Source organism: Robiginitalea myxolifaciens (assembly GCF_900115205.1).
In the GTDB taxonomy this organism is placed as follows: Bacteria; Bacteroidota; Bacteroidia; order Flavobacteriales; family Flavobacteriaceae; genus Robiginitalea; species Robiginitalea myxolifaciens.
This window is the reverse complement of record NZ_FOYQ01000001.1, coordinates 976676-999172: the sequence shown is the minus strand read 5'-3', so window position 1 is coordinate 999172 and position 22497 is coordinate 976676. Positions and strand designations below refer to the sequence as shown.

General features: G+C 48.7%; 18 protein-coding genes and 1 tRNA gene. 14 read left to right on the top strand and 5 right to left on the bottom strand.

Going from position 1 to position 22497, the window contains the following annotated elements:
• Positions 1-4: 4 nt before the first annotated feature.
• On the bottom strand, positions 5-250 hold the full coding sequence (locus BM318_RS04400; RefSeq protein ID WP_177218256.1) for an acyl carrier protein: 246 nt from the start codon (positions 248-250) through the stop codon (positions 5-7).
• A gap of 197 nt (positions 251-447) precedes the next feature.
• On the opposite strand from BM318_RS04400, the gene BM318_RS04395 reads away from it, so the two are divergent.
• The 3 genes from BM318_RS04395 to BM318_RS04385 are packed head-to-tail and all read left to right on the top strand — an operon-like array spanning position 448 to position 9432.
• Positions 448-1695 carry a HupE/UreJ family protein gene (locus BM318_RS04395; protein WP_092980968.1) on the top strand — a complete coding sequence of 416 codons (1248 nt, stop codon included), beginning with the start codon at positions 448-450 and terminating at the stop codon, positions 1693-1695.
• A 16-nt stretch (positions 1696-1711) separates the two neighbouring features.
• The gene (locus BM318_RS04390) at positions 1712-8698 is read left to right on the top strand and encodes a non-ribosomal peptide synthetase (RefSeq protein ID WP_092980966.1); all 6987 of its coding nucleotides are present in this window, start codon (positions 1712-1714) and stop codon (positions 8696-8698) included.
• Positions 8686-9432 (top strand): 4'-phosphopantetheinyl transferase family protein, encoded by a 747-nt coding sequence (locus BM318_RS04385; protein WP_092980965.1) that lies wholly within the window; start codon positions 8686-8688, stop codon positions 9430-9432. Before BM318_RS04390 ends, BM318_RS04385 begins: the two co-directional genes overlap by 13 nt.
• Before the next feature lie 6 nt (positions 9433-9438).
• Here the strand turns inward: BM318_RS04385 and BM318_RS04380 are convergent, their stop codons facing one another.
• Positions 9439-10968, bottom strand: coding sequence for a prolyl oligopeptidase family serine peptidase (locus BM318_RS04380; protein ID WP_092980964.1), 1530 nt, complete (start codon positions 10966-10968; stop codon positions 9439-9441).
• A 217-nt stretch (positions 10969-11185) separates the two neighbouring features.
• Between BM318_RS04380 and BM318_RS04375 the strand changes: the two genes are divergently transcribed.
• Both BM318_RS04375 and BM318_RS04370 read left to right on the top strand, forming a co-directional pair.
• On the top strand, positions 11186-12283 hold the full coding sequence (locus BM318_RS04375; protein WP_177218255.1) for a nickel-binding protein: 1098 nt from the start codon (positions 11186-11188) through the stop codon (positions 12281-12283).
• A 91-nt stretch (positions 12284-12374) separates the two neighbouring features.
• Positions 12375-12746 carry a DUF4242 domain-containing protein gene (locus BM318_RS04370; RefSeq protein WP_245759734.1) on the top strand — a complete coding sequence of 124 codons (372 nt, stop codon included), beginning with the start codon at positions 12375-12377 and terminating at the stop codon, positions 12744-12746.
• 203 nt (positions 12747-12949) lie between these two features.
• Here the strand turns inward: BM318_RS04370 and BM318_RS04365 are convergent.
• A tRNA-Arg gene (locus tag BM318_RS04365) sits at positions 12950-13021 on the bottom strand.
• A 144-nt stretch (positions 13022-13165) separates the two neighbouring features.
• Here BM318_RS04365 and BM318_RS04360 point away from each other — a divergent pair.
• Positions 13166-13609 (top strand): molybdenum cofactor biosynthesis protein MoaE, encoded by a 444-nt coding sequence (locus BM318_RS04360; RefSeq protein WP_092980961.1) that lies wholly within the window; start codon positions 13166-13168, stop codon positions 13607-13609.
• Between the two features lie 36 nt (positions 13610-13645).
• Positions 13646-14074 carry a cyclic pyranopterin monophosphate synthase MoaC gene (moaC, locus tag BM318_RS04355; RefSeq protein ID WP_092980960.1) on the top strand — a complete coding sequence of 143 codons (429 nt, stop codon included), beginning with the start codon at positions 13646-13648 and terminating at the stop codon, positions 14072-14074.
• Positions 14075-14310: 236 nt separating this feature from the next.
• Here moaC and BM318_RS04350 read toward each other — a convergent pair whose 3' ends face one another.
• On the bottom strand, positions 14311-15045 hold the full coding sequence (locus BM318_RS04350; RefSeq protein ID WP_245759733.1) for a hypothetical protein: 735 nt from the start codon (positions 15043-15045) through the stop codon (positions 14311-14313).
• A 356-nt stretch (positions 15046-15401) separates the two neighbouring features.
• On the opposite strand from BM318_RS04350, the gene BM318_RS04345 reads away from it, so the two are divergent.
• From BM318_RS04345 to rimK, 5 genes are all read left to right on the top strand, one after another.
• The gene (locus BM318_RS04345; protein ID WP_092980959.1) at positions 15402-16796 is read left to right on the top strand and encodes a type III PLP-dependent enzyme domain-containing protein; all 1395 of its coding nucleotides are present in this window, start codon (positions 15402-15404) and stop codon (positions 16794-16796) included.
• Between the two features lie 12 nt (positions 16797-16808).
• Positions 16809-17666 carry an agmatinase gene (gene speB / locus BM318_RS04340; protein WP_092980957.1) on the top strand — a complete coding sequence of 286 codons (858 nt, stop codon included), beginning with the start codon at positions 16809-16811 and terminating at the stop codon, positions 17664-17666.
• Positions 17663-18637, top strand: a complete 975-nt coding sequence (locus BM318_RS04335; RefSeq protein WP_092980956.1) for a deoxyhypusine synthase family protein — start codon at positions 17663-17665, stop codon at positions 18635-18637. Before speB ends, BM318_RS04335 begins: the two co-directional genes overlap by 4 nt.
• 2 nt (positions 18638-18639) lie before the next feature.
• Positions 18640-18945 carry a hypothetical protein gene (locus tag BM318_RS04330; protein WP_092980955.1) on the top strand — a complete coding sequence of 102 codons (306 nt, stop codon included), beginning with the start codon at positions 18640-18642 and terminating at the stop codon, positions 18943-18945.
• A 65-nt stretch (positions 18946-19010) separates the two neighbouring features.
• Positions 19011-20399 (top strand): 30S ribosomal protein S6--L-glutamate ligase, encoded by a 1389-nt coding sequence (gene rimK, locus BM318_RS04325; protein WP_092980953.1) that lies wholly within the window; start codon positions 19011-19013, stop codon positions 20397-20399.
• A 21-nt stretch (positions 20400-20420) separates the two neighbouring features.
• Here rimK and BM318_RS04320 read toward each other — a convergent pair whose 3' ends face one another.
• Positions 20421-21368, bottom strand: a complete 948-nt coding sequence (locus BM318_RS04320) for an NAD-dependent epimerase/dehydratase family protein (protein WP_092980952.1) — start codon at positions 21366-21368, stop codon at positions 20421-20423.
• A gap of 79 nt (positions 21369-21447) precedes the next feature.
• On the opposite strand from BM318_RS04320, the gene BM318_RS04315 reads away from it, so the two are divergent.
• The gene (locus BM318_RS04315; protein WP_092980951.1) at positions 21448-21960 is read left to right on the top strand and encodes a hypothetical protein; all 513 of its coding nucleotides are present in this window, start codon (positions 21448-21450) and stop codon (positions 21958-21960) included.
• Entirely contained in the window at positions 21957-22490 is a 534-nt protein-coding gene (locus BM318_RS04310; RefSeq protein ID WP_092980949.1) for a nuclear transport factor 2 family protein, read from the top strand. Before BM318_RS04315 ends, BM318_RS04310 begins: the two co-directional genes overlap by 4 nt.
• The last annotated feature ends 7 nt before the right edge of the window (positions 22491-22497 follow it).

Here is a 22497-nt window from a genome sequence, read left to right as displayed (position 1 = left end):
TCGGCTAGGCGTTGGTCAGGTATAGCGAGATATTGCGGACGCTGCTAAAGTTTTCCGGCAGTATATCAATAAGAGGAACGGGATTATCAAAGGTTGCTTCTATAAACCGGATTAGCTTCATCAAGCCCAGCGAATCCAGAATTCCACTTGCGAAAAGGTCGGTTTCCGCCACAATTTCTACTTCGGAATCCCTGGTAAACTCTTTTTTGATATACTTAATAAGTATTGTTGTGATCTCGTCTTTTTTCACAAAAAATAGGGGCTTGGTTGGTTTGAGGAAAAGGTGCTCTTTTAGCAGGAAATAAAGGTAAGGCGACTCTTACGCCTGTAAAAAAGCCAACCGGCCGGTATAACCAGATTTTTTCCCATTTGGTCGAAAATCAGGGCCTTAACCCCAATGAACTCGCAAAAAATTAAGGATATTTAGGAAAAATTGTACGCCACCACATGTTTCTTAAACCCAACCGATTACTCGCATTTTTCTTTTTCGCCCTGATTGGATTTGGCGCTCAGGCCCATACCCTGGATAAGAGTTTCATCTATTTAAGGATGTATGAAACCGACGGGATAGAAGGACGTTTTGAAATGCATGTCGATGACCTGATTGAATATCTGGGTTACGACCTCCCGGAATACCCGGAAGAAGCCGATGTCCGACCCTATCAGGAAGCCTTACAGAATTACATCCTGGCCAACGCTTCCTTTAGTGCCAATGGAAAGCCCTATACTATCGTATTTACAGGGGAAATCAGCTTTTGGCGCGTGCAAATCGGATCGTTTGTAAACCTGCATTTTAAGCTGGCCGATTCTGCGGGATATCCCGATAAGATCGACGTTTCCTATTCTGTGTTTCTAGATAAGGATCCGAGTCACGTTAATATGTTAGGTATCGAATATAACTGGCGCGCAGGACTGATCAATAACGAATCCTACCTTTCCCTGGCTTTTTCTGAGACTGGAGATGTCCAAACCCTGGACCTGGCCGATTCGAGTGTATGGAATGGCTTTTGGATGATGATCAAACAGGGGGTTTGGCACATTTGGATTGGCCTGGATCATATCCTGTTTCTCCTGGCTTTAATTCTTCCCTCAGTAGTACGACGCAGGCGGAAGGAGAACCCGACCGGTTGGTTGCGCTGGGAATGGGAACCGGTAAAAGCTTTTAAACCTGCATTCTGGTATATACTTAAGGTAGTCACCTTTTTTACCATAGCACATACCATAACCCTGAGTGTAGCTGCCCTTGAAATCGTGGTGCTCCCACCTCGATTTGTAGAATCTGTGATTGCGTTTTCCATCGGTTTGGCTGCGCTGCATAACATTACTCCAATTTTCAAATCACGGGATTGGATTATCGCCTTTGGATTTGGATTGTTCCATGGATTTGGATTTGCGAGTGTATTGGGCGACCTGGGCTTCCGCGGGGAATTTCTCACCCTATCCTTACTCGGTTTCAACATCGGAGTGGAATTGGGTCAGATTGTAATCATTGCCCTGATTTTTCCGATACTTTACTTCATCAGGAAATCCGGGAAGTATTCCGGTTTCCTGGTCTATACTTCTATCTTCCTGATCGTAATTTCGCTTTACTGGCTTGTGGAACGCGCTTTTGACATTAACTTAACCCTCGATGATAAAATCATTCGCGCAGGGGGAGACCTGCTGCGTTGGCTCGGCATAAAAGAACCGGTCTAGGTTAATCAGCCACAGAATGGAAGGGAACTCGCAAAATTCCGCATTACAGCGGTGGAAATCCCGGCAGCAACAGGCAACAGCTAAAAAGGAAAAGCCAGCCGCGATTGCACCCGCTATACCTGTGCCTACACGAGATCAGAAACGGCTTTGGATCCTCCAAAACCTGTATCCCGGGTCTTCGTTCTACAACTATGTAACCCTTCTGAAGTTTAAAGGGAATCTCGATGTTGGAGCCCTGGAAAAGAGCCTGGAACTAATCCTGGAAAAACAAGATGTGTTGCGAACTAGTTATCCAGGCAAAGATGGGGTTCCGGAATTGGTGTTGCACAAGGATGTTGACCTTCCACTTACCCGTGTAGACCTTCGGGGATTTGATGCGTCAGAACGGGATAAACGCCGGGAATCGCTGTTCCGGGAGCGGGGGAATCACCGCTTTGCGCTGGATAAGCCACCCTTATTTTCCTGTACCCTGGTGCGCCTTGAGGACGCGGTTTATGAATTGTTACTGGCCTTTCATCATATCATCATCGATGAGTGGTCCATTCGAATTTTCAAGGAAGACCTGGCAGCATATTACAAGGAATTTCGGGCAGGCCAAACCCCTGCCACCTCTTCAGGAACAACAAGTTTTACTGCCTATGCCGCACAAGCTGGTAAAGGGGAGCAGTACCAGGATCAAATCCCTTTTTGGAAAAAGTTTCTGGCCGGGGATATCCCGAGCTTGCAACTCGGCGATGCCGAAGCCAGCCTGAGTGAAACGCAATTTGCGGGGAAGCACCAGAAATTTGCCCTATCACAAGAGCTTTCCACCCGCGCGCTGCAGCTGGCCAAAGACTTAAAGATTACTCCATTTGTATTATTTCTAGGTGTGCACAACCTGTTGCTTTCCCGATATGCCATGGAGGAAGACATTGCGGTGGGAACACCTATCTCAACGCGTAACAGCAAGGAATTGGACCGCGTAATGGGATTTTTCCTGAATTCCCTGGTCTTGCGAAGTACTGTTCAGCCAGACCTAACCTTCCGGGAGTACATCATGGACCTGAATGCGGATTGGTTCCGGGTTCTTGGACATAAAGACGTCCCCCTCGAAGTACTCGTGAAGGAAGTCAATCCAACCCGAGCCTATCAGGACAACCCGTTTTTCAATTCCATGTTCCTGTACTTCGAGAAACCGGAAGAACCCCCTTTTGGGGAAGACTTGGAGCTGACCTGTTCAGAAGACTATACCCTGGACTATTCCAAATTCGATATCACATTTGGATTCGAGGAAGACCAGGGCGTAATCAGCTCCCTGATCGAATACAGTACCGCAAAGTTCAGTCCGGAGGCCATCGATGCCATTCAGAAACACCTGGTAATGATCCTTAGTCAGGTGGTGGATACGCCCGAAATTATTATTGGGTCAATCCCGCTGCTTAGCCCGAAAGAAATACAAGCTGTTCTTGAGGAGCCCGCAGGTCAAAAATTACCATTTGCCGATTATCAGGGGATTCACGAGGTAATTCTCGAAATCGCCAAGCATCATCCCGACAAGGTCGCCGTTCAATTCGGGGACGAGAAAATGACGTACAGGGAGTTGATTCTGGAGGCGGGAAAAGTGGCCTTTCATCTACAGATCGAAAAGCATCAGGGGATTGTTGGTCTTTGCATGGAGAATTCCTGCAATATGATTGCCGGGATGCTCGGCATCCTCCTGTCGGGCCACGCTTATTTGCCCCTGGACCCCGGATATCCCGATGAACGCCTGCAGTTTATGGTCGGCGATGCACAAATCAAAAAGATCGTGACCCAGTCCGATTTGGCTCCAAAACTGGCGGCTTTAGGCATTGAACCCTTGATTATTGAAGACCTGCAAGCCACCAATACACCACCTTCTTTGGTTTCTGTTGGGCGGGAGGATTATGCCTATATGATCTACACCTCCGGGAGTACGGGTCAGCCGAAGGGCGTGCCGGTAACCCATGGAAATATTCTGGACTCGACGGCAGGCCGATTGGATTTTTATCCGGAGAATCCGTCGGCTTTCCTATTGCTTTCCTCCATATCCTTTGACAGTTCCAAGGCCGGAATCTTTTGGACCCTTACTACAGGCGGAACCCTGGTTCTCGCTCCCAAGCGCATAGAACAGGATCCCCTGCAACTGGGTAAGATTCTGCAAGAGGCTTCCATTAGCCACACCTTGATGCTGCCCTCGCTTTATAAAGTCCTGTTGGAAGTATGTCCCCCCAACACTTTTGACCAGCTGCAGGGAGTAGTGGTTGCCGGGGAAGCCTGCCCTGCGGAATTAGTGCAAAAACATTTTACGGAGCTCAACAATACAGGCTTGTATAACGAATACGGTCCTACAGAAGCCACCGTTTGGTGTATCGCTCATAACGTTAGTCCTGCTGATACACAGGTTCCTATTGGGAAACCGGTTGCCGGGGCCCGCATATTTCTCCTGGACAAAAATCAGAACCTGGTTCCACAGGGGGCTGTCGGGGAGATTTATATCGGTGGTCCCGGACTTACGCCAGGCTATCTGAAGCCGCCGAAAAGCAGTAGTGATCCATTCCGGGAGGTGGCTTTGCATCCAGAATATACCGTTCGGTTGTATAAAACCGGGGACCTTGCCAAATTGGGCGCTGACGGCAACTATTACTACCTCGGGAGGGCCGATGAACAAGTAAAAATCCGGGGATTTCGGGTGGAACTCGGGGAGATTGAAGAACGTTTGAGGGCTGTTGACGCAATAGACCAGGCGCATGTCTTATGGGATAAATCCGAGAACAAATTACGAGCGGCCTACACGGTTAAGGCAACCATCTCATTCGGGGAGATTAAACGAATCCTCGCCGGATCGCTTCCGGGGTATATGATCCCGAACCAATTGGTCCAAGTGGAGCGTATCCCAACGCTTCCCAATGGCAAAAGCGACCGGAATGCCTTGCTGCAGCTCTTACGAGATCATACCGGCCCTCAAGCTGAAAAATCCGAAGAGCCGGTAGACGGAACTGCCGCTGTACTTCGGGACATCTGGAAACGCCTTTTAGGTGTTGCTCACGTGGGCTTGGACGATAACTATTTTGACCTTGGGGGGGATTCTATTAAGAGTATCCAATTAATTGCAGCCATACGCAAGCAGGGGTTCACCATACACCCCGCCCAGGTTTTTAACTATCCCACAATCCGGGAATTATCGTTGTTTCTGGAAAAAGCCGAAGCCACTTCGATAGAGGAGAAATCCGATGCCAATTGGGAACTCCTGCCTATCCAACAGTGGTTTTTTGAAACCCATCAAAAAGCCCCTCATTTTTGGAATATGGGGGTCGAAGTTCACGGCTTGGGGAATATTGATCCGGGGAAACTCAATACGGCGATCCGCTATCTGATGGAACGGCATCCGGGACTGTCCAGCGGATTTCATAAATCGGAGGCATCCTGGACCATTCAATCCAGGGAAATCCCAAAAGATTCCGTGATAGTTGCAGCAATGGAGACTACGGTGCAATCGGAACAACAGCGTTTTATTCAGGAGGTCCTGCTCCGCGAACAAGCAGGTTTTGATTTAACGGATGGCCCACTGTTCAAGGCCTTCTATTTTATGCCACCCCAAGGGAATCCGAGGATATTCCTCGTGGCCCATCATTTGCTTTTGGATGTGGTTTCGTGGCAAATACTGCAGGAAGATTTCGAGCTTGCCCTTAGCCATGAGGAAGGAACCCCAGTAAACAAAGCAACAGATACTCCCTATTCCTGGATGCAGGAATTAAAGGAGCATTTCTCAAGCGCATTGCCTTCGGGAAATTTGGATTTTTGGAAACGCCAACAAAGACATCCGGCTGTTTGGCCCGGAGATCAAAAGACTCCTGCCTATTCTGAGGAACAAGCTTCACAAGTAGAAGGGCGGATAGTTCTATTCGATACAGAAAATACCTGGTCGGAGGTAAATCGCGCCTATGGGACCAAAACCGATGAAGTCTTACTAACGGCCCTCTTGCGGGCCACCCAAAAAGTAACCCACCGGAATGGGTTATCGCTTTGGTTGGAACGAACAGGTAGGCCACAGGAAGCGTTTCATTCCGATTTCAGCAGCATTGTAGGATGGTTGACCTCTTTTTTTCCGATCACCCTGAAGCTTCCCGATTCGGATCAAAGTCCCGAAAACTGCCTCCCTTATGTAAAGGAACAACTCCGAAAAATACCGAATCAAGGCCTGGGATATGGATTGCTCCGGTATGGGATGGAATCCACCATGGAGGAGGAATTACTGGCGTTTCACCCACAACTGGTTTTTAATTATACCGGCGAAGTCCAAGCCGGAAAGAACACCAATGGAATTGTATTTGAAGGATTTGTAGAGAATCTACGGCATCCGCAGAGTGAACGCCAGCACAATCTCGAGATGAACTCCTGGATGGAAGGTAACGTACTGGTGTATAAGCTCTCCTATAACCCTGCAGTGCTCACCGCGGATGATGTTCGCAACTTACTCCGGGACTATGAGCAGGAATTGCAGGCTATAACAGAACACTGTTCGCTGGTATCGGAGCGGCATTTTACCCCTTCGGATTTCCCCATGACTGGCTTAGATCAGAACGACCTGGTTCAAATCCAACAACAAGTCAAAGGCTCATCAGCAACCGGTATTTCTAATATCCTCCCCCTTACTGAAATCCAGCATGCCTTGCTCATCCACCGCAGGACGAGTAAGGAGGACGAGGGACTTCTACCGATGCGATTCCGGATAACCGGAAAGCTGAATGCCGATGTATTCGCGCAGGCCTTACAAAGTCTGGTCCAACGCCATGAAGTATTGCGCAGTAGTGTCCGGTTCGAAGGCCTCAGCCAACCCGCATGGGTAATTCACGAATCGGCCGCTGTGAAGATCACCCGCAATGAAGTGCCTACAAACACCTCATTCGAGGGCTACTTTGAAAAGTTATGGGAAGAAATCGCAGGATCTTTTGACCTTCAGGAAGTTCCCCTAACCCAGCTCCATATCGTGCAGACAGCTCCCGAAGAACATTGGATCGTATGGCCGGTTCACCATATACTGCTCGATGGCTGGTCCAGTACTAATTTACTAACTGAGCTCGTCCTTTCCTATGACCAGCTATTGGTCGGTAAGCCAATAGTGCTGCCGGGAATCCCGGCCTTGCAGACCATCTATAAACACTCGGAATCGATCGATGCGATTGCTCGCGATACGTTTTGGACAGATTACTTCAGGAATTTTAGTAAGGAGCGGGCTGTTTACCCGGCGCGATATCGATTGGGCCCGCCGCAGCAGAGGGAATTCAGATTATCCGTAGCGGAAACCCAAGGATTTCTGGAACATGCCAAAGTACTACAGGTAAGTCCCAATACGGTTTTCCGCGCTTTGTGGGCAATCCTCGAGGCGAGCCTTACCGGCAATTCGGATTCTTGTTTCGGGGCCACGGTTTCCGGTCGGGCCAATGGATTACCCGGTATGGAGCAAGCCGTGGGGATGTTTACCAATGTCTTACCGGTAAGAATTTCCATTGCAGAGGATACACCCTTCAAGACCTGGCTTGGTGAAATTCAGCAGCGCGATATGGCGGCTCTGGAATACGAACAGACACCGAATTCCTACTTTGAAAAGTACTTTGAAAATAAATCCTGGTCCCAGGCGGTAGAATCCCTGCTGATTTTTGAGAGTCATCCCTGGGATACGCCCGCCTCCAATACTATTTCGATTGATCAGTTCAAAAGCGGAGCTACCACGAATTACCCGTTAAATCTGATCGTGGTTCCCGGGCGGGAAATTCAGATTTCGCTAATCAGTCATGAGCCCGAGGATTCTCCGATTCCCAATTGGCTCGGTGAAAACCTCATGGTGCTAATTCGTGAGTTCATTTCGGAACTTCCGCAAACTGCTTCCGGCCTTAGCGAAGTACTTTCCCCTGTGGATTTTGAACTTCCCTCGGCAAGTAAGACCGCGGTGGGCAGCGATAACGGCGGATATAACGAACGCAGTCCTGGTAAGCAGCCTTCCAATCCTGAAGAGACTGCGCTCCAGCAGATTTGGGACGAGTTATTGGGGACTGAAAAAATCGGTGTGCGCGAGGATTTCTTCAATGCAGGGGGAACCTCCCTCGATGTGATTCACCTTTTTGCGCGAATCGAAAAGGAAATCGGCATTAAGTTGCCTCCAACGACTATTTTATTCCATCCGACCATTGAAGACCTGGCGAGCAATCTGGTGCATCAAGAAGACACAGGGGTAGCCGAGCCCACCTCCCTGGTTCCTCTGAGGACCGTTGGGACGAAAGCTCCTTTGTTCTGTGTTCACGGGGGCGAAGGTCATATCTTGTTTTACCGCGAGCTCAGCAAGTATCTGGACCCGGACCGACCTATTTATCTGCTCCAGCCCAAAGGGGTTAATGGCGAAACTGATCAGCATGAGAGCCTTGAGGAGATGGCCAGCGATTATCTCCGGGAAATCAATGAGGTTTATGACGGGGAGGAGGTAAACCTGGTCTATTATTGCTACAGTGCCCTTGCTATTGAAATGGCCCAGCAGTTAAAGAAAAAGGACCGAAGTCCCAACCTGATTATCATAGACAGTACAGCTCTGGCACCATCCCTTGCAGCCAGCTACACCGACAACCGACGTTCCGTTGAGTATTTAAAGCGATTAAAGCGATTCCCCCTGATTACAATAAAATCTTCAGTCATCTATCGCTACCGAAGGCACCTGGAACCCTTGGTGTTAAAAATCTTCAACCAGCGCGAAACCCTGCAATTGCGTAAGATTCGGGAAAACCTGCACAACCTTTTTCTGAAATACCAGTGGAAGATCGTGCGCAATAAAGCAACCCTGATCCTGATCCGGGAGGAGCATCCCGATCTGATCGAAGAAAAGATCGAACGGTGGACGCACTGGCTTGGGCAGGAACCCGAGGTGGTGTACAATAGCGGCAACCACTTCAGTATTTTTGAGGAGCCCCATGTGGCCTTGTTGGGCCAACACATCGAATCGGCATGTTCGCAGTAATCACCCCCGAAGTAAACAGCTTATCCCTGGCCGGTTTGGAGAAACTTCAGGCCAGCGGGTTGGAAGGAAGTTGTCTGGTATTTAATTCTGAGATTATACAGCAATACCCACATCTTGAGGCCTTAATAACTCAGGAGGAACGCGAGCGTGGCGGGCGTTTTATGTTTGACAAAGATCGACAGACTTATGTCGCTGCCCATGCGGTCCTTCGCCAGGTCCTTAAAGCTTTTGGCGGTGATGAACTCAGTTCTCAGGAGTTTTCCAGGGGGGACTTTGGGAAGCCCTACTTACCTGTAGGGGCCAGATTGAATTTTAGTTTATCCCATAGCCGGGATCGGATAGCCCTTGCCTTTGATCGCAACCAGGAGCTGGGCATTGATGTGGAATGGCATAATCCGGAAATCGATGTGCAGGAAGTTGGAAGTCGGGTTTACAGCGCTTCCGAAATGGATTATATCTCGGCGGGAGGATCCGATTCAGCAGCGCGTTTCTACCAGTTATGGACCCGCAAAGAAGCCCTGATCAAAAAAGCGGGGTTCGGACTATCCACTCCGATAGACTTAAGGGGAATCAATGTTTTGGAGCAGGTACCCACCCTCGAGCACCTACCTGACGTGGCACCTGAATGGATGCGGGAAACGCATATTGCAACGTATGAAGTCCCGGAATTTGGCCTTTTTTCACTGGCTACAGAGCATCCAGGGAAGGATTTAAAGTGCTACAATTTGGAGTAATACTGCTTACTTTCTGAGTTCCTGTAATCGTTTTATGGCATTTTGGTTTTCCGGATTGAGCTCCAGGGATTTCTTAAATGAATCCTTAGCGTTTTGTTCTTCGCCGAGGAACAAATAGCCTTCGGCCATGCTGTCGTAGAGGTTGGCCGAGTTAGGATAGAGATGTAGTGCTAATAGAAAAACACTAATTCCGGCGCTACCTTTTTCCGGGTTAAAAACCAATTGTAATCCCAGGGTATTCAACACCCCTTCAGGTAGTGCCAATTCAGGATGGGCTGCTTTAAGGGAATCGTATAGGGGAATCAGGTTTTCATAGTTTTGGGTTGAAGCCAGATCGTTGAAGTCCTTATAGTTAAAAGAATCCTTTCCTCCTGTTTTCCTTTCAACCGTCAAAAGCTCTGAAGAATCACTGAATTCACCGAGATCATTACTTTGATCATTTGGGCTGGTAGAATTAAGTTGTAGGTGGGTATTCAGAAAATTGAGGGTGAAAGCTGCCATCAATTTATAGGATTCCATGATCTTCGGATCGCTCTTATCCTGCCTGGGGTCCCGATTTGAGAACAAAACCCCAAGGGTGCTGAAATGGCTATGGGTAAGGTTATGAAACCGAACTTTGTAAGCCTGAGTAAGGGAGATACTATCGTAAAGCTGAAACGTAGTGTTTAATGCCTCAGGAATATTATCGGCTTCCAGAACCTGCTTTGGGATTACTTTCTGCGCCATGTGGAGATAAGGAACATCGAGTTTGTCCGGGTATGTAAAAGGGGATTTCATCAAGAGTTCATACTGATAACGCTCAGTCCCATCCAGGCTCACCACTGCTTTTACAGCGTCGTTCCTGTTCTGCACTACAATGTTAGACAAGCCTCCGAAACTGAAGCCCATCAAAGCGACGAGATCAGGATCGACTATGGACTGTTTTTTTGCTTCGCGAATCAGGAATTCGACGTCCCGGGCCTGAGTTTCCATTTCCATCGGGTAATTATCGATAAACCAACGGGTTTCCGTACCCCGGCTGGGACTGGAGATCACAACGTATCCATGACTGGCCAGATATTCACAGAGTCCGAAGTTTTCGATGGACGAGGCTTGAAAACTCGGGGCGTAAACTACTACAGGAAATTTACCATTCAGCTTGGGTGCATTTGGGTGGGCTTGACTGACCTCGGGTAGGTGTTTCTGATTTTGAGGCGTGTTGGCATAATAGAACCAATTGAGGATTTGTTCATTGGGTAGGTGTTCCCATTCCTCTTCCTCCTTCAGGATTTCAAGGTAATCCAGAACTTTCAATGGCGTTATTGTGCTTGAATTTGCCTCTGCGGGATACCACAGACTTATCGGTATAGGTCTGGCTATCTTTTCATTAGAATAATCGTAGATCCTGTTGTATGTGCGGGTATTGTCGGAAAGGGTATAGTGCTGGAAGCCAACCGTGTAATTTCCGTAATCCAGGTCGATCTCGGCTAAAGAGGTTTGGGCCGAAATAAGACAGGTGCCCCCGGCAAAAAGCAGTAAGGTAATTAATACACGCATAAGTTCTAATAGTAATTCACCTCTTAAAGAGCCTGAAAAACAACGGATGTTACAGATCAGGTAAATATCAACGTTTTTCAATCATCAGAAAACTTCGGGAATGTTGCTATCGAAGGTTGTAGAAACATTTAAAACTGATCCAATTTTGATAAATTATGGTCTATATGTCATATTTTCAACACAGTAGGATCACGTAATTAGGGGCATGCCAATCTATATGGATCGACATATCGTACCGGGAATCGAAGCCAAACATGCGGCTCAAGCCCACCGTGAGGACTTGTTAATTCAGGACGAATACGGATGCAGATGCATGACTTATTGGGTCGATGAAGAAAGAGGAAGTGCCTTCTGTTTGATAGATGCTCCGAATGAGGAGGCGGTAAAGGAGATGCACGATCGGGCCCATGGGTTGATTCCCCATGAAATTGTTCAGGTTAATAGCAATGTAGTTGAAGCCTTTTTAGGCCGAGTCACAGACCCGGAAGGGTACTATGATGCTGATGATCCCGACCTGAAGATCTTCAATGATCCTTCCTTCCGGATTATTCTGGTCGCAAAGGCCGAAGATTCTAACTTACTTAAGCAGAAAATAGGCGCTAACAAAGCACATAAATTGCTATCCCTGTATCACGAGATCATGCGTGAGCAGATCAAGGCCAATCAGGGCAGGGAGGTGGAATTAGTCGGGGAGCGCTTTATCGCTTCATTTGTATCGGTTACCCAGGCAATAGCCTGTGCCGCGGCGGTACAGAAACAGCTGCACATCGCCGGAGAATTAATCGAGATGCGTATAGGCATCAATGCGGGGATGCCGGTGGACAAGGACAAGAGCATCTTTGGGGACGTAATTAAACTGGCGGATTACCTCTGTCTGACTGCCGGCCCGAATCAGATTGTTATGGCTTCTATCATAAGGGAATTATACAAGGACGATGGCCAAAGCGATTTAAATGATTCCACTAGCTTTCTTTCCCATCCTCCTGTAGAAGAGAATAGTATGCTGCTTTTAATGACTATCCTCCAGGATAATTTTGCAAACCCTAAATTCAGCATCAAGGATTTTGAAGGCCGTGCAAGTATGAGTAAATCCAAGCTCTATCGCAAATGTGTTTCCCTTTTTGACCTTTCACCCAATGAATTACTCAAAGAGTTTCGATTACAGCAATCCTTATCCCTGTTGCGAACCGATCGCAATATCACCCAGGTTTCCTTCGATAGTGGGTTTGGGAGCCCTTCGTATTTTACCAAGTGCTTTCAGGAGCGATTTGAGCTTTTACCCCTGACCTACCAAAAGTCCTATCAGGCCAGCTGAACCCTCTCTGTTATTTTTTGATTTATCCCTGATAGTTGTTCATCAGTCCACGATCTAGTTTTGGAGGTATAAACTTTTAAAACTTATCGTCATGAAAATGCACTATCTCTTAAGCTTTTTACTCGTTGTACTTGCAGGTCATACTACCCTGGCCCAAACAAATACCAACACAGCCGACCAGGCCGAATTGAAGACCTATGTTATTGAGCGCGTTATCCCGAATGCCGGCGACCTGTCTGCTGAGGAATTACAGGGAATCTCAAAGAAATCCAATGAAGTCTTATTTGAGATGGGGTCTGGGATTGAATGGTTACATAGCTATGTGACCGATGACAAAGTAATATGCGTATACAAGGCGGAAAACGAAGAATTGCTCAAAGAGCACGCCGCAAAGGGAGGTTTTCCCATCAATAATATTCGTGAATTGTCTACGGTGATCAGTCCTGCTACTGCAGAGGATTGAAAGTTAGTATCTATACACCAGGAGATACCTCGCATGTGCTCGGTGTTCCTGGGGTAGCTCGTGCTGGAAATACAAAATACCCAGGCTTGCATTCGCAAGCCTGGATTTTCGTTTCGTTGGCTGCCTTACGAAAGCGAGCTTTCGACGCCACCCCCTAAAACGAAAATACCCCGGCTCTCGCCGGGGTATTTTGTGCTTGTCAGTAGCCCCACCAGGAATCGAACCTGGATCTAAAGTTTAGGAAACTTCTATTCTATCCATTGAACTATGGGGCCGGATGCTGCTTTGCAGCCCGCGAATTTATGAATAGTTTTCTAAAATTGGCTTACCTTCGAAGGTAAAGCTAAGCTCGGCGCAAGAGGAGAGTGTGGCACACGTAAGAGCGTAGTAATTGCGCATGCAGGAGAAGATAAAAGATTATGAAGGAGACCAAATTCAAGAACATATTTAAACCCGGGGCCATTGCGCCGGAGTTTATCGCTGAGGCCATCGCCAAACACCAGCATAAAACGCAAATCGGGGCCCATGATATTTTCCTCGGACAGGTACGGGCCGATGAGATTGAAGGTAAAACGGTAACCGGGATTGCCTACGAGGCCTATGAGGAAATGGCCAATGCAAAGATGCACGAGATCCGGGAGGCGACCTTCGAAAAATTCCCGTTGACCTGTATGCACGTGTACCACAGTATGGGGGAGGTGCCTGTAGGGGGAATTTGCTTATTTGTCTTCGTATCTGCACCCCACAGACAGGAGGCCTTCGATGGAATCCGCTATCTGGTGGAACGCATCAAGGCAGAACTGCCCGTTTTCGGAAAGGAATTATTCTCCGAAGGCGATTACGCCTGGAAAGTGAATCGCTAGTTTCCAAAAATTTAGCCCGGCAAACCCGTAACGATAATGGTAGATATCACACATAAGAGCAATACCCACCGCATTGCGATTGCAGAAGCAACAGTTGTCTTTGGGAGTGCTGAAACCGCTCAGGCCATTCGCGAAAATCGCGTTCCAAAGGGGGATGTCTTTGAAATGAGCCGGGCCGCAGGTTTATTGGGGATCAAAAAGACCCCGGACCTATTGCCGGATTGTCACCCCCTGCCCATCGAAGCGGCCAGCGTCAACTATGAACTCAGTGATGCACAAATTCGCGTTGAGGTGCGTGTGGAAACCATCTACAAAACCGGGGTAGAGGTAGAAGCCATGCACGGGGCCAGCGTTGTAGCGCTGAACCTGTACGACATGCTCAAACCTATCGACAAGGGCATTGAGATTCGCAACATCCGCCTACTCGAAAAACGCGGGGGTAAAAGCGATATTCACCGGAATTAGAGAACTCCGATCATACTCATAGGCACAACTGTAGTTACTGTAGAGAGAATCAAGACCATTGCAGAGATAAGTGTCTTGAGGTAGAACGATACAAACAGTGAATTTTTCATAATACAAGATTTGGGATTCGTAACATTTACACCCCAAAACTAGAATATTAAAGAAATGCCAGTTCCCGAAATGTGCTGAAAAACTACAGGAACGGGACGGATTGCGATTAAGTGTAGATAAACGGTTTAACGTATCGCCCAGATCTCATACATGGGTTCCCCACGGCTGTTGTTACCCGTATGGTGCCAGTCGTTGCCCTGCCGGTCGAAGGTAAAACTAAGTTCGGCCCCCACCCGGGAATCGTCCCGGGAGAAATACTCGATCATTTCGATATAGGCACCCTGATCGGCGGCATACCGTCCACCGCCGCAGCCCATGAATCGCATATCCTCCACATTGTAGGCGGTCCACTGAAAGTACCCATCGATCAGGAACTTCAGGGTTTTGCGGGGGTTCTCATCCCCACGGCGGTCCTGTCCCTCGTCAGGGCCTCTTGTTGCAAATAACCAGGCGCCATCCAGGGCCTGTTCTACTTTTGCCATGCGCCGATACAGCCGGCCTTCGTTACCATTCAATATGAGGTTCCCCCCGGTATAACTAAAATGGAACCGCTGCTCCCGGATTTGATCGGCCTCTAGGTTTGAGTTGAACTCCAGGTCGAGGAAAAGGCTGTCGCCTTCCACCTGGAAGTATCCGCCCTTGGTTTCCAAAAAATGGGCAGGGCTGGATTCAAAGACCGAATGGATCACATAATTGTCCGAGATCATCAGGCGATAATTCCGGGTTCCACTATCGAGGATTTCCTCGGCATGATATACGCCGGGTTCCGGTTGCGCCAAAACAAAAAACGGTGCGAGTGCCCCGCAAAAGGCAATTACAATCCTCTTGAAACCTACTTTAAGTATTCCTGATAATATCATAACATGGATTTGATCGTGTATTTACTAAATTACGATATATTTCTGATTTTTAATAAGCTCGTAAAACTTTGTAATTCAGGGTTTTATAAGTATTTTCAATGATTCAAATATTTTTTACATCAAATCGCTAATTATCAAAAATTTTAATTTCATTTGCACTCGCGTTGGCAAAGCGGTTTGCCTGCGCTAGCTGAACACATGAACATTGTTTTTACCGCCGGGTCGGAAAGAATCAGGAAGTCATACTTCCCGACAGCTTACGGAGTAAGTGACCGGTATTTAAAGCTAGCTTCCGAACAACATTTTGCGAACGCTCCGGGCAACGCTGAAGACTCAAACCATTCAGCACACGCCTTATGAACGTTTCCTACCGAGATCTGATCGATCAGACCTATTACTTTCCAACCCAGGAGTTCGAACTGGGCAATGACGGCCTGGAGTTTCACGGCATCCCCCTGATGGACCTCGTCCGCCAGTACGGGAGCCCGCTCAAATTCAATTACCTCCCGAAGATTTCAGAAAATATCCAACGGGCCAAAGGCTGGTTTGCGGATGCTATCGAGAACCATAACTATGGAGGTAACTATTTCTATTGTTACTGCACCAAGAGTTCGCATTTTAACTTTGTGCTTACCGAAGCCCTCAAGAACGATATCCACATTGAGACGTCTTCGGCTTTTGACATTGAGATCGTAGAGCATTTAAAGCGCGAAGGCAAAATCAATGACCATACCCATGTCATTTGCAACGGCTTTAAACGGGATGCCTACATCTCCAACATTGCCCGGCTGATCAATAATGGGCACAAAGGATGTATTCCGATTATCGATAACTACGAGGAGTTGGAATTGCTGACTGCTGCGGTAAACAAGCCCATGCAGGTTGGGATTCGGATTGCCTCAGAAGAGGAGCCCAAGTTTGAATTTTACACCTCCCGCCTGGGGATAGGTTACAAGAATATCGTTTCCTTTTACAAAGATCAGATCCAGGATCAAAAAGGGGTTTCGCTGAAAATGCTCCACTTCTTTATCAATACCGGGATTCGGGACAACGCCTACTATTGGAACGAACTCAACAAGTGTCTGAAGGTCTACGTAAGCCTGAAGAAGATTTGCCCTAGCCTCGATAGCCTTAACATAGGCGGGGGCTTCCCGGTGAAAAATTCCCTGGCCTTCGAGTACGATTACGCCTATATGGTCGATGAAATCGTAAATCAGATAAAACTAGCCTGTGAAGAGGCCAACGTACCGGTCCCGAACATCTTTACGGAATTCGGAAGTTTTACCGTAGGGGAAAGCGGCGGAGCCATTTACAAGGTCCTCTACCAAAAGCAACAGAACGATCGGGAAAAGTGGAATATGATCGACAGTTCATTCATCACCACCCTGCCGGATACCTGGGCGATCAATAAGCGCTTTATCATGCTGCCGGTTAACCGCTGGGAAGACCGCTATGAGCGGGTTCTGCTGGGCGGGCTTACCTGCGATAGCGATGATTATTACAACAGCCAGCAGGACATGAACGCGATTTACCTGCCTACCTTTAAAAAGGACAAACCCCTTTACATAGGCTTCTTCCATACCGGGGCGTATCAAGAGAATATCGGCGGATACGGGGGCCTGCAGCACTGTCTCATCCCCACGCCAAAACACCTGCTTATCCAGCGCACCGAAGATGGCCGTCTGGAAGTTAGCGTCTTCCGGGAGCAACAACGCCCTGAAGAACATCTGGAAATATTGGGTTACCGATAAATAAAATCCGCAATGAAAAATAATGCAACCTATGCTGGAATCGCTGAGCAATACGCTCAGGCCGATACGGCAAAAATCGTTTTGATCCCGGTTCCCTATGACGGAACCAGTACCTGGAAGAAAGGGGCCGACAAGGGTCCGGAGGCTTTCCTCCACGCTTCCGAAAATATGGAGCTGTATGACATTGAAACTGAATCCGAGGTCTACAAGCAAGGCGTTTACCTGGCACCGGCAATTACCGAGGACGGCAGTCCGGAAGCCCTGGTGGAAGTAGTGCGCAAGCAAACCAAGGAATACCTCAAACGCGGGAAGTTTGTCACCCTTTTCGGAGGGGAGCATTCCTTGTCAATTGGCTCAATCCGGGCGTTTAACGAAGTATATGAGGACCTTACCGTTTTACAAATCGACGCCCATGCCGACTTGCGCGCGACCTATCAGGGAAGTGCCTGTAACCACGCTTGTGCCATGCATGAGGCGTCCCAAACCACAAACCTGATCCAGGTGGGCATCCGCAGCATGGATGTTCTGGAGGAGTCCTTTATGGATCGCGAGAAGACCTTTTTTGCCCACGAAATCCTGGAGGATGAATTCTGGATGGATAAGGTGGTGGAGCTGATGACCGAAAACGTCTTCATTACTTTTGACCTGGACGGATTGGACCCTTCGATCATGCCGGCGACCGGAACTCCTGAACCCGGTGGGCTTATGTGGTACGAAACCCTGGAGTTTTTAAAACAGGTTTTTGCTGAGCGCAATGTCGTCGGATTTGACCTGGTGGAATTATGCCCGAACGAGGCGCATCCGGCTGCTGACTTTCTGGCGGCCAAACTGTATTATAAAATGTTGAGTTATAAATTCTCCCAAGAATGAACACAAAAGGACAGATTTCCCAGTTTATAGAAAAGTACTACCTGCATTTCAATGCCGCGGCATTGGTGGACGCCGCAAAGGGATATGAGGAACAATTGGCCGGTGGGGCCAGGATGTTGGTTTCCCTGGCAGGGGCCATGAGTACCGCGGAGTTGGGCCGTATTTTTGCCGAGGTAATCCGTAAGGATAAGGTGCATATTATTTCCTGTACCGGGGCCAACCTGGAGGAAGATATCATGAACCTGGTTGCCCACAGCCATTACAAGCGCATCCCGAACTACCGGGACCTTACGCCGGAACATGAGTGGGAGTTGCTGGAAAAGGGCCTGAACCGGGTTACTGATACCTGTATCCCCGAGGAGGAGGCTTTCCGCCGTTTACAGGAGCATATTTTTGAGCTATGGAAAGCCGCCGAAGAAAAAGGCGAACGCTATTTTCCCCATGAATACATGTATCAAATGCTGCTTTCCGGGGTCCTGGAGGAGTATTATGAAATTGACCTGAAGGATTCCTGGATGTATGCGGCTGCGGAGCGCAACCTTCCCCTGGTCTGCCCGGGTTGGGAAGACAGTACCATGGGTAACATTTTTGCATCCTACGTGCTGAAGGGAGAATTAAAGGCCTCGACCGTTAAATCGGGCATCGAATACATGACTTTCCTGGCCGACTGGTATACTGAGAATTCGGCCAAGGGCATTGGATTTTTCCAAATCGGCGGAGGGATAGCCGGGGATTTCCCGATCTGCGTGGTGCCCATGCTCTACCAGGATCTCGAGCGAACCGATACACCCTTTTGGAGTTATTTCTGCCAGATCAGCGATAGTACCACCAGTTACGGCTCTTATTCCGGGGCGGTACCTAACGAAAAAATCACCTGGGGCAAATTGGGGATCAATACACCAAAGTTCATCATCGAAAGTGATGCAACCATTGTAGCACCCCTAATTTTTGCCTATCTTTTGGATATGTAATTATGGACCAACTCAAACGCGTCATAGTAGACTTTAAAAAGCTCACTCCGGAGGTGCTCCGTCTTCTGGTAGAGGAATATCCGGATGGGTACGACGATGCCGATATCATTTCCTTTCGCAACGCGCAGGGGGAACGGATAGAGGCTGTTGAGGTCCTGACTGAGGATACCAAATACCTCGTCAAGATCAGCGCCAAACTGGAACATACCATGGCCAATTACGACGAAGAAGACTACGAAGACTACGACGATGATGATCCGGATGCTATTTCCGATGATTTCGAAGTGGACAATGAGGAGGAATCCTAGTATACCGGTAAGGGGGTACTAACCCCAGGATAATTTCATTAGCCCGAAAGGGAATTCAATTTTACATGCAAGAACACAAAATACTCGGGGGCGAGGAATGGTGCGCCTTCGAAGGCCTGGGTATCCCGGCCATTAAGGCTCGGGTCGATTCCGGAGCCAAAACCTCGTCCATTCAGGCAAACAACATCAAGGTAATTTACCGCAACGCCGTAGAATACGTGCAGTTCGAGGTAAACCCGCTTCAAGACAGCCGGAGTATCACGCTACATTGTGAAGCCCGTTTGGTCGATCGCCGCATGGTTAAAAGTTCGCTGGGGATTGCCGAAGAACGCCTGGTGGTTGCGACTAAAATCCGTTTGGGAGCCGACATCTTTGAAACGGAACTAACCCTGGCCAAGCGGGATACCATGGAGTATCGCATGCTCCTGGGGCGTAGCGCGCTTTCCGATCGCTACCTGATCGATCCGGCCCGAAGTTTTACCCAGGGGGATTTGGAGCAGGAGGAACTGGATCGGCTGTATGCCTCATTCAAGCCCGAGCGCACCGGATTAAAAATTGCCCTGCTGGCCAGCAACCCCGAATTATACAGCAACAAACGGATTGTAGAGGCGGCGGAGGCCCGGGGACATGAGATCGTATTCCTCAATGTGGAACTGGCCTATATGAAGTTGGATGCACAAGCCCCGCAAATCCGTTACCGCGGGGGGAATATCCTCAATGAATTCGACGCTGTTATTCCGCGCATTAAACCCTCGGTCACTTTTTATGGCTGTGCCCTGATCCGGCAATTCGACAATCTCGGGGTATATTGCCTGAATACGGCAGAGTCTATTTCCCAGTCCCGGGACAAATTATTCGCGTCACAATTGTTTTCGCGGAATGATATCAACATCCCGATAACCGGCTTTGCCAAATCGCCCAATGATACCAAGGACCTGATCAAGATGGTTAACGGGGCACCGCTGATTATTAAGCTACTGGAAAGTACCCAGGGGAAGGGCGTGGTTTTGGCCGAAACAAATAAGGCTGCCGAGAGTGTGATCAACGCCTTTAAGAGTGTTCAGACCAACATCCTGGTTCAGGAATTCATCAAGGAAGCCAATGGGCAGGATATTCGCTGTTTTGTCGTGAATGGCAAAGTGGTGGCTTCCATGCAACGCCAGGCCGAGAAGGGGGAATTCCGTTCCAATCTTCACCAGGGGGGAAAGGCCTCCCGAATCAAGATTACCCCGGAGGAAAGACGTCTGGCCATTAAGGCCGCCAAGGTACTCAACCTTACTGTTGCCGGAGTGGATATCATTCGCTCCAATAAAGGCCCCTTACTGCTGGAAGTCAATTCGTCTCCCGGGTTGGAAGGGATTGAAAAGGCAACGGGAAAGGATATTGCCGACAGTATGATTCGCTGTATCGAAAAGAAACTCAAATACAATCCGGAACCCGTAGCAACGGTTTAATGCTCCCGGTTGGAAGGACGCTTATTGCGAGCCTCCCAGCCCTTCCAGCATGGCGGCTGTAGTCGCCGAAAGATCAAATTCCGGTTCCCAACCCCAATCCGTGCGTGCCTGGTTGTCGTCGATACTCCCGGGCCAGGAGTCTGCAATGTCTTGTCGGAAATCCGGGGCATAACTGACAGTGAACTCCGGTTTATGCTTTTGGATTTCCCGGGCAATTTCCTCCGGGGTAAAGCTCATGGAAGCCAGATTATAGGAGGACCGCACTTTCACATCGTCGGCATCGGCCTGCATTAAGTTAATGGTAGCCCTTATGGCATCCTCCATATACATCATGGGCAGGCGGGAATCTTCCTTCAGGAAACATTCATAGGGCTCCCCGGCCACGGCTTTGTGGAAAATCTCAACGGCATAGTCCGTGGTGCCTCCACCTGGTTGGGTTTTCCAGCTAATCAAGCCCGGATAACGCACGCTGCGTACATCTACACCGAATTTGCGATGGTAATACGCACACCAGCGCTCCCCGGCCAACTTGCTGATACCGTAAACGGTGCTCGGTTCCATAATTGTTGCCTGAGGGGTCTGTTCGCTTGGCGTATTGGGTCCGAAAACAGCAATGCTCGATGGCCAGAACACCTTGTCGATCTTCCCCTCCTTGGCCAGGTCCAGGACATTAAAAAGGGAAGTCATATTTAGATTCCAGGCGCGGTCCGGGAACTTTTCGGCAGTAGCGCTCAACAGGGCAGCCATCAGGTAAATCTCCTCCACATTGTGATGGACCACTACATCTTCGACGGCCTGGGCGTTTGTGGCATCCAGGATTTCAAAAGGTCCGGACGACATCAATTCTCCGCTGCCTTCCCGGATATCACTGGCAATAACCCGGTCGTTCCCGTGCACACTTCTGAGGTTCAGAGTGAGTTCTGTGCCAATTTGCCCGCAGGCTCCCAGAATTAGTATTGTTTTGGACATGTAGTTCGTTTGATTAGCTACGCCCAAAGATAACGGTTTACCCAAAAGATAACTCGACGCAATATTGTAACTTCGTTATATGTTTTCCACCCATTTTTTCCTTCGAAATAATGCGATTTTGGTTGTTTTCGCCGTCTTGTTCCTAAATGGTTGCGGAGATGCCGAAGCCCCGGAAGCAATAGCGGAACCGGAAGCTCAGGTGGTGGAAGTAGCGATCCCACAGCCCGTTAACTTGCGACCGCGTGTGGCTACCATGCTGGATGGCTGGACGGAATACAAGGATTGGGCGACGCGCATGGACGAATTGCTTAAAACCGAGGATGGCGGGGAAGTACTCCTGCTTGCCGAAGAGCTCCTCGAGCTCTCACAGGCCCTGGAAACTTCAGAATTTCCAGCGGATGCCGATAAACCTTCCATTCGCAGCCGGATTCGGGTAGTCCGAACCTTTTTACTCAAACTAAAGGAGGATTTCCACTACCAATTAAACTATCGCGATTCCCAGCTCCTCACCGCTGAAGCGTACAACGCACTTCGTGAACAATTCAACCGGCTCGATGCCATGAATATCGATCCGACAATCTTCGATAAATGATACGTCAATTTCTTATCTGCTGCATTTTTGCAAGCTGTACCCTGGGTGCCGCTCAGGAATCTCCATCGGGGGCAACCACCCAGTCCGGGGATCCGGAGCGTGCTGCCATAGATGCCATGCTCACCCAATGGCACAAGGCTGCGGCCGATGCCGATTTTGAAGGTTATTTTTCCCTGATGACAGAACGCGCCACTTTTATTGGGACGGATGCTTCTGAAAATTGGGGGAAGGACGCCTTTATGGAGTTTTCCGAACCCTATTTTAAAAGGGGACAGGCCTGGTCATTTACGGCTATAGAACGAAATATCTACCTGCATCCCAGCGGGGAGTGGGGATGGTTCGATGAAATTTTGGATACCTGGATGAAGCTCTGCAGGGGATCCGGGGTGGTAATCAAAGTAGATGGGAAATGGAAGATCTCCCATTACGTGCTGTCCATGACTATGCCCAACGAAGAAGTTGAGGGAGCCATTGCCCTGAAAAAGGAACGCGATAGCGTTTTCAAGGCTTCACTACCTCCCAGAAATTAATACACCT

Coding starts and splice junctions, on each gene's coding strand:
- BM318_RS04395 (WP_092980968.1), top strand. CDS start 448: ATGTTTCTTAAACCCAACCGATTACTCGCATTTTTCTTTTTCGCCCTG.
- BM318_RS04390 (WP_092980966.1), top strand. CDS start 1,712: ATGGAAGGGAACTCGCAAAATTCCGCATTACAGCGGTGGAAATCCCGG.
- BM318_RS04385 (WP_092980965.1), top strand. CDS start 8,686: ATGTTCGCAGTAATCACCCCCGAAGTAAACAGCTTATCCCTGGCCGGT.
- BM318_RS04380 (WP_092980964.1), bottom strand. CDS start 10,968: ATGCGTGTATTAATTACCTTACTGCTTTTTGCCGGGGGCACCTGTCTT.
- BM318_RS04375 (WP_177218255.1), top strand. CDS start 11,186: ATGGATCGACATATCGTACCGGGAATCGAAGCCAAACATGCGGCTCAA.
- BM318_RS04370 (WP_245759734.1), top strand. CDS start 12,375: ATGAAAATGCACTATCTCTTAAGCTTTTTACTCGTTGTACTTGCAGGT.
- BM318_RS04360 (WP_092980961.1), top strand. CDS start 13,166: ATGAAGGAGACCAAATTCAAGAACATATTTAAACCCGGGGCCATTGCG.
- moaC (WP_092980960.1), top strand. CDS start 13,646: ATGGTAGATATCACACATAAGAGCAATACCCACCGCATTGCGATTGCA.
- BM318_RS04350 (WP_245759733.1), bottom strand. CDS start 15,045: ATGATATTATCAGGAATACTTAAAGTAGGTTTCAAGAGGATTGTAATT.
- BM318_RS04345 (WP_092980959.1), top strand. CDS start 15,402: ATGAACGTTTCCTACCGAGATCTGATCGATCAGACCTATTACTTTCCA.
- speB (WP_092980957.1), top strand. CDS start 16,809: ATGAAAAATAATGCAACCTATGCTGGAATCGCTGAGCAATACGCTCAG.
- BM318_RS04335 (WP_092980956.1), top strand. CDS start 17,663: ATGAACACAAAAGGACAGATTTCCCAGTTTATAGAAAAGTACTACCTG.
- BM318_RS04330 (WP_092980955.1), top strand. CDS start 18,640: ATGGACCAACTCAAACGCGTCATAGTAGACTTTAAAAAGCTCACTCCG.
- rimK (WP_092980953.1), top strand. CDS start 19,011: ATGCAAGAACACAAAATACTCGGGGGCGAGGAATGGTGCGCCTTCGAA.
- BM318_RS04320 (WP_092980952.1), bottom strand. CDS start 21,368: ATGTCCAAAACAATACTAATTCTGGGAGCCTGCGGGCAAATTGGCACA.
- BM318_RS04315 (WP_092980951.1), top strand. CDS start 21,448: ATGTTTTCCACCCATTTTTTCCTTCGAAATAATGCGATTTTGGTTGTT.
- BM318_RS04310 (WP_092980949.1), top strand. CDS start 21,957: ATGATACGTCAATTTCTTATCTGCTGCATTTTTGCAAGCTGTACCCTG.